This window comes from Oscillibacter sp. MSJ-31, assembly GCF_018918025.1.
Taxonomy (GTDB): domain Bacteria; phylum Bacillota; class Clostridia; order Oscillospirales; family Oscillospiraceae; genus Hominicoprocola.
Genome location: NZ_JAHLPT010000008.1, coordinates 16494 through 31324, shown reverse-complemented (window position 1 = coordinate 31324; position 14831 = coordinate 16494). Strand labels below are relative to the sequence as shown.

Here is a 14831-nt window from a genome sequence, read left to right as displayed (position 1 = left end):
AAGGGGCGCTATGGGATATCCGCGCCGGGGGAATCGTTTTCTGCCCCTGCCGGCAGCTCCACCGCGATGGTCGTGCCCTTGTCCGAGCTTTCCTCCACCCAAACGGAGCCGCCGTGGAGATTGGCGATCTCCCACACCAGAGAAAGCCCCAGTCCCGCACCGCCGTACTCGCGGCTGCGGGACTTGTCCACGCGGAAGAATGGCTGGAAGATGCTCTGCTGATACACCTCCGGGATGCCGCAGCCGGTGTCGGAAACGCGAATGATGCACTTTTCCTGCCCCTGCGCAAGCTCGACCCGCACCGAGCCGCCGAGGCGGTTGTATTTGACGGCGTTCTCTGTCAGGTTGAAGAGCATGCGGTAGATCAGCGCGTCGCTGCCGGTCAGGGCGGCGTCGCCCTCCGCTTCCAGCGTGATGCTTCGCTTCTCCGCCAGCGGCGCGAGATCCGTAAAGATCTCCTCGACCATGGGGGCGAGCTGGAGCTGCTCGTTCCGCGCCACCTGCTGCAAATTGCTCATCTCCAGCAGCGTCTTGGTCATCTGCGTCAACCGCTCCGTCTGCTCGCGCAAAAGCGTGAGGAACTCCGCCGTCTCCGGGCGCACATCGGGATGCTCCGAGGAAAACAGCTCCAGCTGCGCCTGCATCAGCGCCAGCGGCGTGCGCAGCTCGTGGGCGGCGTTGCCGGTGAACTGCCGCTGGGCGGCAAAGGCGTTGTTCAGCCGCTCCAGCATCCGGTTGAACGAGCGGCTCAGCTGCCGGAACTCCGAAATGGCGTCTTCATCGATCCTCATATCGGCAAGATTGTTCAACTGCACCTGCTCCACCTGCGAGGCAAAGCTGCGAAGGGGCTTGAGGGCGCGTCCGCTGACAAAATAGGCGAGGATGCCGCTGAGCAGCGTTACCGCCGCCGTGATATACCAGTTGGTGGTGCGGAAGCTCCCCTGCACCCCATCGACGACGATGGTCAACTCCTCGTTGGGCGCTATGAGCTGCGGGTCAAAGCTCGCCGCTCCGCCATCATTCAGGATCACCGTGCCGCCGCCCTGTAAGCTGTCCGCAATGGTGTCCATATAGTACACACCGGAGGAGCACAGCAGCAAATTCATGGCCACGCAGGTGATGCCGATGAGCAGGACGGACATCAGCGTGATGCGCCACTGCAGGGAAAGACGCTTCATACTTCCTCGCCTCCCATCAGATAGCCCTCGCCGATGCGGTTGCGGATGGGGTCATAGCCCAGCGCGACGCGGAGCTTTTTGCGCAGGGCGGAGATGTGGACGCGAATGGAATTGCTGAAGCTGTCCACGCTGTTGTCCCAAACGTGATCCATCAGCTCCTCCTGACTCACGGGCCGCCCCTGATGCACCATCAGGTATTCGAGTATCCCCGTTTCCTTACGGGTGAGCGTCAGCGTCTGCCCGTTGACGGCGGCGGTGCGGGAGCGGGTGTCGAAGCTCAGGGCTCCGCAGCTTAGCAGCACGTCCTGCTGGGTGAACTGCCGCAAGGTCAGGCTGCGGATGCGGGCCTCCAGCTCGGCAAGATGAAAGGGCTTTGCCAGATAGTCGTTTGCCCCGGCGTCCAGCCCCTGCACCTTGTCCTCCACCTCGCTGCGGGCGGAGAGGATCAGCACCCGCGTCTCCCGGTCGGTCTGCCGCAGGGTGCGCAGCACCGTCATGCCGTCCTTTTTCGGCAGATTCAGATCAAGAAGTACCAGATCGTAGCGCTCCACACCCAGCAACTCCAGAGCCTTCTCCCCGTCGTAGCAGTAGTCCACGCTGTAGGCCAGCCGCCGCAGGCTGCGGACGATGGTTTCACACAGAGCGCGTTCGTCTTCAATTACTAAAAGGTGCATGAGAGCCCTCCTTTTTATTTCTCCGTTTTTATGTTGCTTTCATTATAGCAAAAACAGATAAGATTTGCGTTAAGTTTTCGTTCTTAACAGAGACTTTAACTCTCCCGCGCTATGATGGGGACACAAAATCGGAAAGGGTGATGAAAAATGAGCTGCGGGAAAAAGGCCGCGGCGCAGATCGTGCTGCTGATGGCCGGAGCCGCCATGCTGTGCTTTGGTGTCTGGCGGGGCGAGGCGGCGACGGTGCTGAGCAAAGCCATCAAACTATGTCTGGAGTGTGTGGGCATTGGATAAAAAGTTTTCAGGCGTTTCGCAGACCATGTCCCGCTTCCGGGGCTGGATACAGGCGGGGGCAACGCTGCTGACCAACCTGCACCTGCCGAACTTCCTCAAGGGAGGACTGTATCAGGGCGCTGGGAAAACCGTCTGCGTGCCGGGGCTGAACTGCTACTCCTGTCCGGCGGCCTCCGGAGCCTGCCCCATCGGGGCGTTTCAGGCAGTGGTGGGCTCGTCCAAGTTCAGCTTCTCCTATTATATCACAGGCTTTCTCATTCTGCTGGGCGTGCTGCTGGGGCGCTTTATCTGCGGCTTCCTCTGTCCCTTCGGCTGGTTTCAGGAGCTGCTGCATAAGATCCCGACAAAGAAGCTCTCCACAAAGAAGCTCAAGCCCCTGACATACCTCAAGTACGCCGTCCTGCTGGTGATGGTCCTCCTGCTGCCGGCGTTCCTTGTGAACGACGTGGGCATGGGCGACCCTTTCTTCTGCAAATACCTCTGTCCTCAGGGCGTGCTGGAGGGAGCCATCCCGCTGTCCCTCGCCAATTCCGGCATCCGGGCGGCGCTGGGCAAGCTGTTTACATGGAAGTTCAGCATCCTGCTGTCGGTGATCGTGCTGAGCGTACTGTTCTACCGGCCGTTTTGCAAGTGGCTCTGCCCGCTGGGCGCATTCTATGCGCTGTTCAACCGGGTGTCCCTCTTCCAGATGAAGGTGGACAAGAGTAAGTGCGTCTCCTGTGGGAAATGCGCCAGAGCCTGCAAGATGGACGTGGATGTGACGAAAACGCCCAACCATACCGAGTGCATCCGCTGCGGGATGTGTATCCGCGCCTGTCCGACGAACGCCGTGTGCTTCCGCTACGGCTTCGGCGATGGAAAAGAGAAAGAAAACGCAGCGACGCTGCGAGAAAACAACAACAAATCTTAAGGAGAAACGAATATGAATGCAAAAAAGATTCTGGCTCTGCTGCTGGGCGCGATGATGCTGCTCTCCCTTGCAGCCTGCGGCGCAAAGGACAACGACAAGCAGGCGGATATGAGCGGAGACGGCTCCGCCATGACCGGCGAGCCGAAAACCACCGAGGAGGCGCTCGCCCTGCACAAGGAGCTGCTGGAGCGGGAAAACGCGCTCCTGTCGGAAAATGCCGAGCTGTGGGAAAAGGTCTTTATGGAGGCTGACAAGGGCATGGCCATGATCGAGGATGGGAAAAACTACGGCGACTTCCTGCTGGATACCGTCGAGGGCGCCAAAGAGCAGTTCACCGACAAGGAGTATGAGTGGCTGAAGGAGTCGGCCACGGAGATCAGTAATATTGAAAACAAGCTGACCGAGTTGGAAGAGAAGTATCCCGAGATCATGCAGGAATCCGTCGACGGCGATATGAGTATGCCCGCGGGCAGCGACACGAGCACCCCTCCCGACGACGGCAGTATGCAGAAGTTCCCCGGCTTTGAGGGGAAAGACCTGGATGGCAACACGGTGAAGAGCGACGAACTGTTCTCTGCCAACGCCGTCACCGTGGTGAATTTCTGGTTCACCACCTGCAATCCCTGCGTGGGAGAGCTTGCCGAGCTGGACGCGCTGAATAAGGAACTCGCGGAGAAGGGCGGCTCCCTCATCGGCATCAACACCTTCACGCTGGACGGCGACGAGGCAGCGATCTCGGAGGCGAAGGACGTGCTGGCCAAGAAGGGTGCCACCTATCAGAATGTGTATTTTGACTCCGATGGTGAGGCGGGAAAGTTTACCACCAACATCTTTGCCTATCCCACCACCTATGTGGTCGACCGCAGCGGCAACATCGTGGGTGAACCCATCGTCGGCGCCATCACGGAAAAGAAGCAGGCGGAGACGCTGCAAAAGCTCATCGAGCAGACGCTCGCCGCCGATGTGGGCTGACCCGAGATTTAAAAAAGCGCCTGCTGTGCGCCATTGCATTGCCCCCGGCGGGCAAGGGGCGGAGTGAGCCCTGATTCCCCTGAAAGGAGGAAACGCGATGCATCGAAGCGTATTGGCACTGCTTTTCGCCTCGGTGCTGCTGCTCAGCGGCTGCGCCGCCGGGCGGCAGACTGTGCCGAAGGAAAAGGGCGGACAGGAAACAAACATGGACGGAGCGGCTTTTGACCGGTCCGATGAGGAGATCACCTATATGGATAAAACAGAGAATGTCATCTATCTGGCGGGCGGCTGCTTCTGGGGCATGGAACAACTGATGCAGTCCATCCCCGGCGTCATCGACGCCGAGAGCGGCTACGCCAACGGCACCTGCGAGGCGGATGCCGATTACAAGACCGTCTGCAAGGGAGAGACCGGCTTTCGGGAGACCGTGCGGGTGGAATACGACCCCGGGCAGGTGAGCCTCGACGCGCTGCTGCTGGCTTACTTCTATGTGATCGACCCCACGGTACAAAACCGGCAGGGCAACGACCGGGGCAGTCAGTACCAGACCGGCGTCTACTACACCAACGAAAGCGCGAGAGAAACGGTGAAGCGCATCGCGGAGATCGAGCGCGGTCGCAGCGAGAAATTCTTCGTGGAGATCGGCCCGCTCAAAAACTACTATCCCGCCGAGGAATATCACCAAAACTACTTAGAAAAGAACCCCAACGGCTACTGCCACATCCCGCGCGCGGAGATGGAGCTCTTCTCCAAACTGCGCATCGACCCGGGCGACTATCAGAAGCCCGCGGCGGAGTCCATCCGGGACAAGCTGACGGCGGAGCAGTACCGCGTCACGCAGGAGAGCGGCACGGAGCGCGCCTTCACGGGCGAGCTCTGGGACAAGTTTGAAAAGGGCATCTATGTGGATGTCGTCACCGGTGAGCCGCTCTTTTCCTCCACGGATAAGTACGAGAGCGGCTGCGGCTGGCCCGCCTTTACAAAGCCCATCGAGGGTCCCGCTGTGGTGGAAAAAGAGGATTTGAGCCACGGGATGCGCCGCACGGAGGTCAGAAGCCGCGCCGGAGACTCCCACCTCGGCCACGTGTTCACCGGCGATCCGGAGTCGCCCAACGGCGTGCGCTACTGCATCAACAGCGCAGCCCTGCGCTTCGTCCCCTATGAAAAAATGGAGACCGAAGGCTACGGATACCTGCTATACCTGTTTGAAAAATAGGACGCAAGCGGTCAGCAATTCTCATGCAAGGCACTATCAGCACATCACAGCATATCGGACTGCCCGGGGGCAGTCCGATATGCTGTGAACGAATTTTTTGACACGCTCAAGAGGCCGGTTTCAAAAACGAAGAAGCACATGTATCTTTTTCAAATAAGCAACTACGATGACCCCACCGTGGACAGAGAAACCACAGAACTGCTGCACCGGCATTTGGAAGCTGAGAGCCGGCGGCGCTGCCCCGCTATATGGAATGCGATAGACCGCATCAGAACTCACGCCGCGAAAGGCCCGGCGCGCGAAAAGCGGACAGTGCGCTGCCGCATTTATGGCGTGTTCCTGCTGGCTTTGGGCCTTTTGACATTGATTCTTGGCTTGATGCCGCCAAGAACCACCGATGTGATCATTGTGGGCGGAGCCGTGATTATTGCAGGCCTGCTGGAGTTTGCCCTTGCTCGCGGAAGAACGCCGCCGCGCATACCGGCATCCTGCAAAAAGGAGGCGCGGAAAGCGCTGGAGCTGCGGCGCACCGTTGATTGGGAAAAACATATTTTTAGTCAGTCCGAACTGTCGGAGCTGTTACATGGAAGCATCAAGTCAGATACCATCGTACCATTGGGTTCATTGGGTAAAGAGATAATCGGACTTTTTCATACATAGATATAACGATATGGGCAATTGACTTGATATTTACGGTGTTCGATGATAAAATCAAGGTATCTTGAAACGGAATCCTTGCGCAAGGTTATCTGCTTTTAGTAGTGCTGCTTCGGAAGGGAGAGTATCGCAATATGGGAATGTTTGTAAATCCGGACAATTCCGCATTTCAAGTTGCTTTGAATTCGGAAATTTATGTTGATAAAACCGGGCTTATTAAGTATACAAATAATTATTGTAGGAGTCAGAAACCGTATGTCCAAACGAGGCTCACTATATTTGCGGCACGCTATTTGGCTGGCGGCTTCATCGGCGGTGCTTCACAATCCGGCGCTGAGAGGAAACTCCTATATGGCGTCTGTGAGCCACACCTGCAGGAAGACGGTCTCCATCATTTACGCCGTTATGAAAGACAACAAGGCCTATACGCCCCGTATCCCAAATGAGATTTCAGCTTGACAAATTATAGCCAGTCTGTACTAAAATCGAACGGCCTCCGCCACTCGAAAAAACTTCCTGTAAAGTTCGGCTTTTCGCCCAAAACCGTTCCCGCAAATATCGCCAAAAAGTTACTGTCACAAACCCTACCTTAACTGTTTCCCATTGCGTTTTTCAACTTCTCTCACAAATGGCTCACATTTGATTTCACGGGCGAAAGCGAGCACACCCGCCTTCGCTCGAAGAGTTGCACACAGCAGCTCACACGGCGAAACGGGGAGCGTCCCTCCCTCGGCCACAGTACGGCTTTGTGCTGCCAGCGAAATTGCCACTGAAAGAATAAGGGGAATGATCGTTGGATAGAGGACTGCGAGGACAAAGGCTCATTTCATGCAGCGCCACAGGAGGGTCACGAGCTGCGCTCTTGTGCAGTCATTGTCAGAGCCGAACGATCCGCTGCCAACGCCGCTGCTGATGCTGTTTTCTGCCGCCCACATGACCGCGCTTGCATAGTAAGCGTCGGCTGCCACATCGCTGAACGCGGTGCTGCCGCTGACCGTAGGACTGCCGTTCGCACGATAGAGGAGAGTCACCGCCTGCGCACGAGTGCAGGCTGCGTCGGGACGGAAGAGGCCGTTGCCCGTGCCGACGGTGATGCCGCTTTCAACAGCCCAGGCGACTGCCTCGGCATAGTAGCTGTCTGCGGAAATGTCGGTGAAGTCACCCGCCCGTGCTCCACCCGGAGAACCGGCGGCGCGCCAGAGGAAGGTGACGAGCTGTGCGCGGGTGCAGGGCAGGTCGGGAGCGAAGAGTTCGCCGCCGACGCCACGGACGATGCTTTTTTCCATCGCCCATCGGACGGCCTCGCAGTAATAGGCGTCTGTCGGCACATCGCCTGCGGGGGAGAGCGCCTCGCCGCCAGCCTCCGTGCCGCTTGGCTGCGCCGTTACAATGCCCCATCCGCTGTCCGCGTCGAAACCGGGGTCACCGATGTCCCGGGCGGATGCGTAAAGCCGGTCGCGCACCACGTCCGCGCTCAGCTCCGGCTCCGATGCCCAAATCGCGGCGCAAAGTCCGCTGACATAGGCGCAGGAGAAAGAGGTGCCGCTGCGCAGCTGCGGCTTGGCGCTGTTGCGATTGGTGGCGGTGGGTAGGTTGACGCCCTGCGCCAGAATGTCCACGCCGTGCCGTTGGGAAAAGCCGGCAGGAGCTGTGCCGTCCGCCGCGCCCACGCCGATCACACCATCGTAGGCCGCGGGATAATACACACGCTCCGGTGCGTTTTGGTTGTCGTTTCCCACTGCGGAAACGAGAATCGCACCCTGTGCAAGGGCATAATCCACTGCTGCGCGCAGGTCCGGATCGTCCTGGGTCATGCCCATGCTGATATTGATGATGCGGCAGTGATAGAGATCGACCGCCGAGCGGATCGCCTGCGCCATCACATGTCCGTCTCCCCGTGCGCTGACGCCTGATGGGTAGGCGTCGTAGCACACCAGAGGGACGACGACCGCCTGCGGGCAAAGGGCAGGCAGACCAAGGGACGTTGAGCCGAGCACCATACCGGCGGTTGCCGTGCCGTGGCCGATCCGGTCATCCGTGTCGCGGTCGGGAAAGACAAAGTTTTCTCCCGGTTCCACCTGCGCGGCGTCCAGATGCTTGAGGGAAACGCCGCTGTCTAAAAACGCGATGCGGATCGGCTCCGATTCTGCTGCGTGTGCGGGAAAGGGGAGAATCCACAGGGCGAGGCAGAGCAGCGCTGCAATCAGTTGTTTGCTGTTTTTCATATCTTATACCGTTCTTTCACCGCGCCGGAGGGATGTATCCTCCGGCGCGGCTGTTTCTTATGGGGTTTCGGCAGAGGCGAGAATGGCAAGGATCATGCGCTGGAGCACGGTGCTGTTTTCTGCGCGTGTCGCGTTGGCCTTCGGTGCAAAGCGGTTATTCGGCTGCCCGTTGATGAGACCTCTTGTTTGGCAGAAAGCCACATTATCTGCCGCCCATTTGGAAATTTGTGCCTTGTCGCCAAACTGCTTGGCGGCGGTTACTGCCGGGAGCTCATACCCTGCCCATTGCAGATAGCGCGACAGCATTACGCACATCTGCTCGCGCGTCACCAGATCATTTGTGCCGAACAAGCCGTTGCCGTAGCCGCTGATGATGCCTGTGCTCTGCCCCCAGAGAATGGCATCCGTGTACCACTGGCCGGCCGCAACGTCGTAGAAGCTATTCGCGCCGCTCACGGCAGGCATACCCGCAATACGGTAGAGCACGGTAGCGAACATGGCACGGGTCATGGGCTCGTTGGGGGCAAAGCGTCCGCCGCCGACGCCCTTGAAGAGCTCACGCGCCGCGCAGAAGGAGATAGCATCTGCGGCCCAATGGTTGGCTGTATCACTGAATGCGGCCGGGTTGGAGGTGAAGCGATATGTTCCGCTCTGGGGGGCAAGGAAGGTGACATAGCCGTCGATGACTGCCGAGACCGGTACAAGGGCGAGTGTTCCGCTGTTATCCGTGTAGCAGGGCAGATATTCTGTCTCGCTCTTGCCCGCGGGCAGCTTTACGCGGACGAGCTCTCCGGCCTTTGCCGAAACGCTTTCACTGCTTATGTCGGTGCCGCCGGAGCTGCTCACAGGGACAAAGCTTGCCAGCGCCGTGACGTTGCCCACCCGCGGCATGGTGAAGGTGATGGTTGCTGCCGTCAGATCGGCAACACTTGCGCCGGTGACAGTCCAGCCGGCAAAGCGGTAGCCGTTATCCGGTATGGCAGTCAGGGTGACGGTTTCGCCACCGTTATACTCGCCGCCGCCGGTGACGCTGCCGCCGATGGTGGAAGAGACCGCTACGATGTGGTTTGCCAGTGCGCCGAAGCACAGGGACGCGGTGCGGTAGGCGCCGTTGGCAACGGCCAGCTTACCGGTGAGGATGCCCTGACTGCCCACGGCGGCGGTTAATGTGCCGTCGGAGAGAGAGGCGGTGCCCTCGACCGTTGTGAGCTCCCAGTTCACGTTGTAGCCGGTGAGGTTGAATTTGGTGCCGTTGGAGGTGACGCCCACCAGTGTCAGCGGGACATTTTTCAGCCCTGCTGCGGGGACGGGGAGGTTGCCGCTGCTGTAGGTTTGGCCGTTCACCATGACCTCCAGCGAGGCCAGGTCGGCAAGTCCGCCGTGGCTGACCGTGACGCTCTGGGGCGCTGTGGCGTTGCCCACGTCGTCGGCGACGGTGATGGTCAGGTCGTGCTGGGAGGCGCTGTTAGGATCGGGGAGAGCAACCGAGAAAGAGAATGTGCCGTCTGCGGGGTTGAACTCACTGCTCTCAAGGATTTTTCCCGTGTAAATCGGTGTGCCGTTACTGACGACCGTAAAACGCGCGTCGGCGTCGGTGACACCGGTAACGGTGAGGGTGCCGTTCTTGTCGAAGAAGCTGCCGTTTACGGGAGAGGAGAGGAGCAGCTGGGGCGGCAGGGTGTCCACCGTGAAGGTGTAGGTGGTGGCGAAGCTGTCGCCGTCTGCCGCCGCGCCCTGAAGCGTGACGGTGTGCTCCCCCTCCGTGAGATCGGTCAGCGGGATGGAGATGCTTGCGGTGCCGTTAAACGGGGTGCTGCTCTTCGCGCTGTCCAGCCGCCAGGTGCCGGTGACGGCCTCGCTGACCGCGGCGGTGATGGTCAGTTCGTTGTCGGTGTAGACATCCTTTTTGGCTGTGTAGGGCTTTCCTGCCTTGTCCTGCTGGGTCTCCGTGCGGCTTTGCGCCGCCTTGTTGGCGGAGAAGGTCACGGTGGGTGTGACCATCTTGGGCAGAGCACAGGTCTGCTTGACCTCCGCGCCATACACGGCGGTCTCGCCCAAAACGCCGCTATTGTTGGTTGCTACCCTCTTATAGGGCGTGACGCCGATGGTGTAGGTCCTGCCGCCGGTCAGGCCGAAGGTCTTGACCTTGCTGCTGTCCTGCGGGTCGGCGGCCTGATAGCTGCCGCCCACGTTGATGACGGTGCTGCCGCTGTCCGCCGCGTCATAGCTGACCTGCTGGAAGTCGGTGGCGGTGCCGTCGGCGTTGTAGATGGTCACCAGATAGCCGTCGGTGTTGGCGTCCTGCGGGATGGTCAATGCGTATTGCAGGTTGCCCGCAGCCTTGGCGGTAAAGCTTGCCGCGCCGGGGGTGTTGCTGTTCGTCCAGCTTACCTTATTCTTGCTGAACGCCACGCCGTTGACCTCGTCAGACTTGGAGTACACCCCACGGATGTAATACTCGCCGGAGGGGACGTCGGCGGGGATAGTAAGGGGGGCGGAGCCGCTGGTCCCCTCGCTATTTCCAAGATCGCGGTCCACCTTTCCGATGCGGTAGCCGGCCTCCTGTGCGTCCTTGTCGCTGCACAGGTAGAAGCTGATCTGATCCAGCTCGGAAAGCTCGCTGCCCTCCCAAGTCAGGTCAAGATTGCCACCGTTCACCGTGCCGTTGACCGCTGTGACCTTCGGTACCTCCGAAACATTGTAGAGGATCACATCGCTGCCCGCGGGGGTGGACATGTACCACTGCTTGTTGTACTGCGTGTCTTTTGTCGCCGTAAAGGCGTAGGTGGCCTTCTTGGTGGTTTCGTCGTAGCTCAGGTTGGCGTTGGCGGTGTCGCGGTTGGAGGACACAAGATTGCCTTTGGCATCTATTGTCTGCTCATAGAGCACAAGACCATAGTCGCTGCCGCCCTCGGTGCTCCCAACTTTGATGGCTGCCGCCTTGGCCTTGGCATCCGCCATGTCGTTCGCGTCGAAGGTGATCTGCACGATGGCATCGCTGCCGGTATGGGTGCCGAGGTTGAACTGATGCTGGTTCTTGTCGCCGTTGGATTTCAGCATTGCGGGGGATGCCATCAGCGTCAGGCTGCCGTCGTCAGGCAGGTTGGTGGCCATGATTTGGGTGTTGGTGCCCACGCGGGCGTAGAGCGTCTGATCGCGCTCCGCGTCATAGTAAACGGGGATATCGTCATAGCCCAGCAGGTCGGGGAAGGTGGGATTGCTCTTGCTGCCCTTGCTGAAATCCACGCTGCCTTCGCCCCAGTAGTAAGTGACGCCGAGAGTGATGAACAGCACCTCCAGCGCGCCCCAGACCTTTTCGGTGCTGATGCCGAGGTCAATGCCCGCGAGCGTCATGCCGCCCACGATGGGGACGGAGCCGGGAACGCGCAATTGGGCGCGTGCAAACATCTCGAAGAAAACGTCCTTGTAGTCCGGACTGATGAGCACGATGTAGCCGCCGCCATAGACGATGCCGTCAAAGAGATTCACCACGATGTTGGCGCGCAGGTCAATGCCGGGATACCACTCAAGACTGAGCCCCATCTTCTTGATGGCCGTCAGGCTCTCGATCTTTTTGATACCGATGTTCTCGGCCTGCAGGCTGATGCCGGTGAGGCCGAGTGCGATCGTCGCTTTCCCGCAGGTAAGCACTTTTACCACATCAAAGCTGACGGACATCAGCAGTTTCAGCGGCGGCACCGCCTGCGTCATAAAGATGGTGTCGTAAAGGTTTTTGATGCCGCCTCCGCCGCCGGTGAGCCAGATGACGCCGCAGCCGTCGATATTCAGGCCCGGCTCAAAGCCGCTGACAAAGACGTAAAGCTCATCGGGGATGGGGATATTGTTCTTGCTCTTGAAGGACACCTTGGCCTCCACCGTGAAGTTGGCCAATTTGATTTTTCCATCCACGCCGAAGGCCCAGTCGTTGATGGTCTTCACCTCGATGGTGCCCTCGATCTCTGGCAGACCCGAGATGTAGTTCTTAATGGCGACGCCCACCTCGAAGTTTACGCCGATGAAGCCCTCGCCGCAGCCGAAGAGAACGTCCCGTACCATGACGGAGCCCTTTATGTTCTTCTCGTTGTCCTCCCCGCCGCTCTCGTCGATCTCCGACCAGTCCAGCGCCCGCTCGAACTTGCCGGAGTTGTATGCGTACTGATAGAGGCTGCCGGACTGCAATTCATCGTAGGAGCTCCACAGCTCCTGCAGCTTCGACCAGTAGGTGGGCGGCTCTATTGCGTTTTCGTCCACCTTGCCGGAGGCAAAGGTGAGGTCCAGCGCGGCGGTGAAGGACACCACGCAGCCGATGGTCTCTTCGATCTTGTTGGTCTGGTTCTCCGTTTCATACATGATGCCAAGCTGGGCATAGGCCAGCTTGAAAATCATGCCGGAGAGGGTCTGCCCGATGCCGGCGGCGCTGGGCCAGATGAGGGTGATGGGCTTATCCGTGAAATTTTGAGCAGCATCGGTGTTCAGCTTCCTCTCACCGCTTCCATAGGGCTCGTAGGAGCCGCGCTCGCCGTTTTCATTGTAGGGGATGAGCGAATAATTCGTTCCCATCTCGATCTTGGTGAGGATGGCCTTTCCCTTCCAGATGGAGGTGCGCTCGGTGTTGGTGTAAAGCTCACCGTCAAACTCCGTGCAGATGGCGTTGGCTGTATCGTAATAGACCTCCAACGAGCCGCCCTCGAAGTCCATGCAGCCGTTGATGACGATGGGGTTATCCACCTCATGCTTGCCGTCCACCAGCTTCTTGGTGCTGGCGGCGATATAGTGATCCTTGCCGTTCACCGCCTTTTTGGTGAACTCACCCTTGAAGGTCAGCAGGATCTCCTCGTAGTTGTCCTTCCCGTTGTCAGCCACCTTGTCCTTTACAAAGGACTGATAGGCGGCCTCATCCTTGAAGGAAACGATCTCGTGGGAGTAATAGGAGTCACTCTTGCGCTCCACCACGGCGAGGACACCGTAGGCGTCGTTCTTGTACTTCTTGTCGGCGGATACGGTGAAGTGCAGCTCCGGCGCGGTCTGGAGCTTTTTATCCGCGGTGACGATGTTCGCAGAGACCGCCGCAGCTGTCCACTCCAGCTGGAGATACCAGCCGCCCTCGGACAGCTTGATGTCCTCCGTCAGCGCCACATCCATGATGCCGTCCTTGATGGTGATGTTCTCATGGGGAACGGGCACGCTGACCTTTTTGTCCTCGCTGTAAACCTTGAGATCCCACTTGCCGGTATCGGCCAGAAGATCCGGATTCGTCACCGTGACAAAGAGGTGCCGTGTGCCCTCGGTGTAGATGATCTTGGGCGTCATGGCGGCGAAGTTCACCTGGGGCACGTCGCCGTCGCTGCCGGGCAGCAGGACATAGGCCATGCGCTCGCCCAGCTTGTTGGTCTCGGAGAGCTGACCGTTGGCATCCGGCTTGTACACGCCGACGGTGATGCGCTCATAGGCGGCGTCCGTGCTTGGGCGGGCCTGAAAGTAGAGCGTTTTGGTCTCGCTCTCGCCCACCTTCAGCTCGGCGTAGGGGATGGTGAAGGGGTCGGTCGTTTCATAGCCCTGACTCGTGGTTACGGCGCCATCGTCCGTGAGGGAGCGGAGATTGCGGCTGCTCCGCACCGCCAGAACAACATTGCTCAGATCCTGCGCGCCCTCTCCGGCGATGTTGGTGAAGTCCACCGTCACAGCGAAGTGGGCGCTGCCCTTGACGCCGCTTTCGGGGACAAAGTTGTTTTTTTCGCCGTTCAGTTTCAGACGGACAGGGGCGGTCAGATTGACCGCCACACTGTCACTGGCGGGGGTTTGATGGTTGGAAAACACGCCGTAGTAGGTGTTGAGGGAGGTGCTGCCGCCCGCAGCCACGCTGCCCAGATCGAAATACAGGGCGTAGGCGCTGTCGGCGGTCATGTATTCGCTGCGGGTGTTGGTGAAGTCCAGCGTCTCGACCGGCGTGAAGTCAAAGAGGGTGCTTGCCAGATGGCTCCAGTGGCCGAAGGCTGCTTGGGTGGGCTGCTTGTCGCTGTTGACGGAGTAGGCGACCACAGAGGGGCTGTAGGGGTCATCCGTGGCGAACAGCTGCTGCGGGATCCCGCTGGTCAGCACCTTTTCCTGACTGACCGTTTCAGTTTGTTGCGTGCTTGTATCGTTGTACTGATAGTAGCCGAAGTCCTGCTCGCCCAGGGCGGTGTCGTAGAGGATGCGCGTCTGGACGGGCACCGCCGTGCCGCTGCTGTTGGTCACGCTGAGGCTCAGGCTGACCATGCCGGACTCGTTGGAGCTGGTGTTGGCGAGGGAAATGCTCTGGGTGAAGGTCAGGCTGTCCACGCTCCAAACCGCCTTGACGGTGCCGTTCTCCTCGGTGACGGTCACGCCGCTGCTGTTGGGGTATTTGCCGCCAAAGAGATAGTCCTTGAAGGCGTTCCCCGTGCCCACGCGGAAGGACAGGAAGGAGGTGTCATACTGCCCGTCGTGATAGAGCAGCTTTTTGTTGTTGTCGGACTTTTTCAGGCGGTCACCCTCCACCGTGCGCACGGTGAAGCCGCCGTTTTTCTTGCTGACGGACACGCTGATGTAGTCGTCGCTGAGGGTGTAGGCCTCTGCCAGCTCGTCAGCCAGCGCGGTGACGGCCATCGTCGGCAGCAGGCCGAGCACCATTGCTGCGCAGAGCAGCCATGAAAGGAGCCGTTTCTTCATTTGCTTTTCCTCCTT

General features: G+C 59.4%; 10 protein-coding genes. 6 read left to right on the top strand and 4 right to left on the bottom strand.

Annotated features, from left to right (window positions below; genetic code table 11):
* Positions 1-8: 8 nt before the first annotated feature.
* Together KQI17_RS07305 and KQI17_RS07300 are read right to left on the bottom strand one after the other, a co-directional pair.
* Positions 9-1178 (bottom strand): cell wall metabolism sensor histidine kinase WalK, encoded by a 1170-nt coding sequence (locus KQI17_RS07305; RefSeq protein ID WP_216495533.1) that lies wholly within the window; start codon positions 1176-1178, stop codon positions 9-11.
* Positions 1175-1852, bottom strand: a complete 678-nt coding sequence (locus tag KQI17_RS07300) for a response regulator transcription factor (RefSeq protein WP_216495532.1) — start codon at positions 1850-1852, stop codon at positions 1175-1177. Before KQI17_RS07300 ends, KQI17_RS07305 begins: the two co-directional genes overlap by 4 nt.
* A 147-nt stretch (positions 1853-1999) precedes the next feature.
* Here KQI17_RS07300 and KQI17_RS07295 point away from each other — a divergent pair, with 147 nt between their 5' ends.
* The 6 genes from KQI17_RS07295 to KQI17_RS07270 all read left to right on the top strand — a co-directional run bounded on the left by KQI17_RS07295 (position 2000) and on the right by KQI17_RS07270 (position 6347).
* The gene (locus tag KQI17_RS07295; RefSeq protein ID WP_165643166.1) at positions 2000-2146 is read left to right on the top strand and encodes a CD1871A family CXXC motif-containing protein; all 147 of its coding nucleotides are present in this window, start codon (positions 2000-2002) and stop codon (positions 2144-2146) included.
* 25 nt (positions 2147-2171) lie between these two features.
* Positions 2172-3056: a 4Fe-4S binding protein gene (locus tag KQI17_RS07290; RefSeq protein ID WP_216495589.1), complete on the top strand. Its 885-nt coding sequence runs from the start codon at positions 2172-2174 to the stop codon at positions 3054-3056.
* A gap of 12 nt (positions 3057-3068) precedes the next feature.
* Complete coding sequence (locus tag KQI17_RS07285; RefSeq protein WP_216495531.1) at positions 3069-4028, top strand: TlpA disulfide reductase family protein; 960 nt, start codon at positions 3069-3071, stop codon at positions 4026-4028.
* Positions 4029-4278: 250 nt separating this feature from the next.
* Positions 4279-5244 (top strand): peptide-methionine (R)-S-oxide reductase MsrB, encoded by a 966-nt coding sequence (gene msrB / locus KQI17_RS07280; protein WP_371821974.1) that lies wholly within the window; start codon positions 4279-4281, stop codon positions 5242-5244.
* Between the two features lie 84 nt (positions 5245-5328).
* Positions 5329-5904: a hypothetical protein gene (locus KQI17_RS07275; RefSeq protein ID WP_216495529.1), complete on the top strand. Its 576-nt coding sequence runs from the start codon at positions 5329-5331 to the stop codon at positions 5902-5904.
* Between the two features lie 131 nt (positions 5905-6035).
* Positions 6036-6347 carry a hypothetical protein gene (locus tag KQI17_RS07270; protein WP_216495592.1) on the top strand — a complete coding sequence of 104 codons (312 nt, stop codon included), beginning with the start codon at positions 6036-6038 and terminating at the stop codon, positions 6345-6347.
* A 375-nt stretch (positions 6348-6722) separates the two neighbouring features.
* Here KQI17_RS07270 and KQI17_RS07265 read toward each other — a convergent pair whose 3' ends face one another.
* Both KQI17_RS07265 and KQI17_RS07260 read right to left on the bottom strand, forming a co-directional pair.
* Positions 6723-8126, bottom strand: a complete 1404-nt coding sequence (locus KQI17_RS07265) for a S8 family serine peptidase (protein WP_216495528.1) — start codon at positions 8124-8126, stop codon at positions 6723-6725.
* A gap of 57 nt (positions 8127-8183) precedes the next feature.
* The gene (locus KQI17_RS07260) at positions 8184-14816 is read right to left on the bottom strand and encodes an S-layer homology domain-containing protein (RefSeq protein ID WP_216495527.1); all 6633 of its coding nucleotides are present in this window, start codon (positions 14814-14816) and stop codon (positions 8184-8186) included.
* Between the last annotated feature and the right edge of the window lie 15 nt (positions 14817-14831).

Excerpts from the sequence above, each read along its gene's own strand:
- KQI17_RS07290 (WP_216495589.1), top strand. The coding sequence starts at position 2,172 with ATGTCCCGCTTCCGGGGCTGGATACAGGCGGGGGCAACGCTGCTGACC.
- KQI17_RS07300 (WP_216495532.1), bottom strand. The coding sequence starts at position 1,852 with ATGCACCTTTTAGTAATTGAAGACGAACGCGCTCTGTGTGAAACCATC.
- KQI17_RS07260 (WP_216495527.1), bottom strand. The coding sequence starts at position 14,816 with ATGAAGAAACGGCTCCTTTCATGGCTGCTCTGCGCAGCAATGGTGCTC.
- KQI17_RS07270 (WP_216495592.1), top strand. The coding sequence starts at position 6,036 with ATGGGAATGTTTGTAAATCCGGACAATTCCGCATTTCAAGTTGCTTTG.
- KQI17_RS07265 (WP_216495528.1), bottom strand. The coding sequence starts at position 8,126 with ATGAAAAACAGCAAACAACTGATTGCAGCGCTGCTCTGCCTCGCCCTG.
- KQI17_RS07285 (WP_216495531.1), top strand. The coding sequence starts at position 3,069 with ATGAATGCAAAAAAGATTCTGGCTCTGCTGCTGGGCGCGATGATGCTG.
- KQI17_RS07305 (WP_216495533.1), bottom strand. The coding sequence starts at position 1,178 with ATGAAGCGTCTTTCCCTGCAGTGGCGCATCACGCTGATGTCCGTCCTG.
- KQI17_RS07295 (WP_165643166.1), top strand. The coding sequence starts at position 2,000 with ATGAGCTGCGGGAAAAAGGCCGCGGCGCAGATCGTGCTGCTGATGGCC.
- msrB (WP_371821974.1), top strand. The coding sequence starts at position 4,279 with ATGGATAAAACAGAGAATGTCATCTATCTGGCGGGCGGCTGCTTCTGG.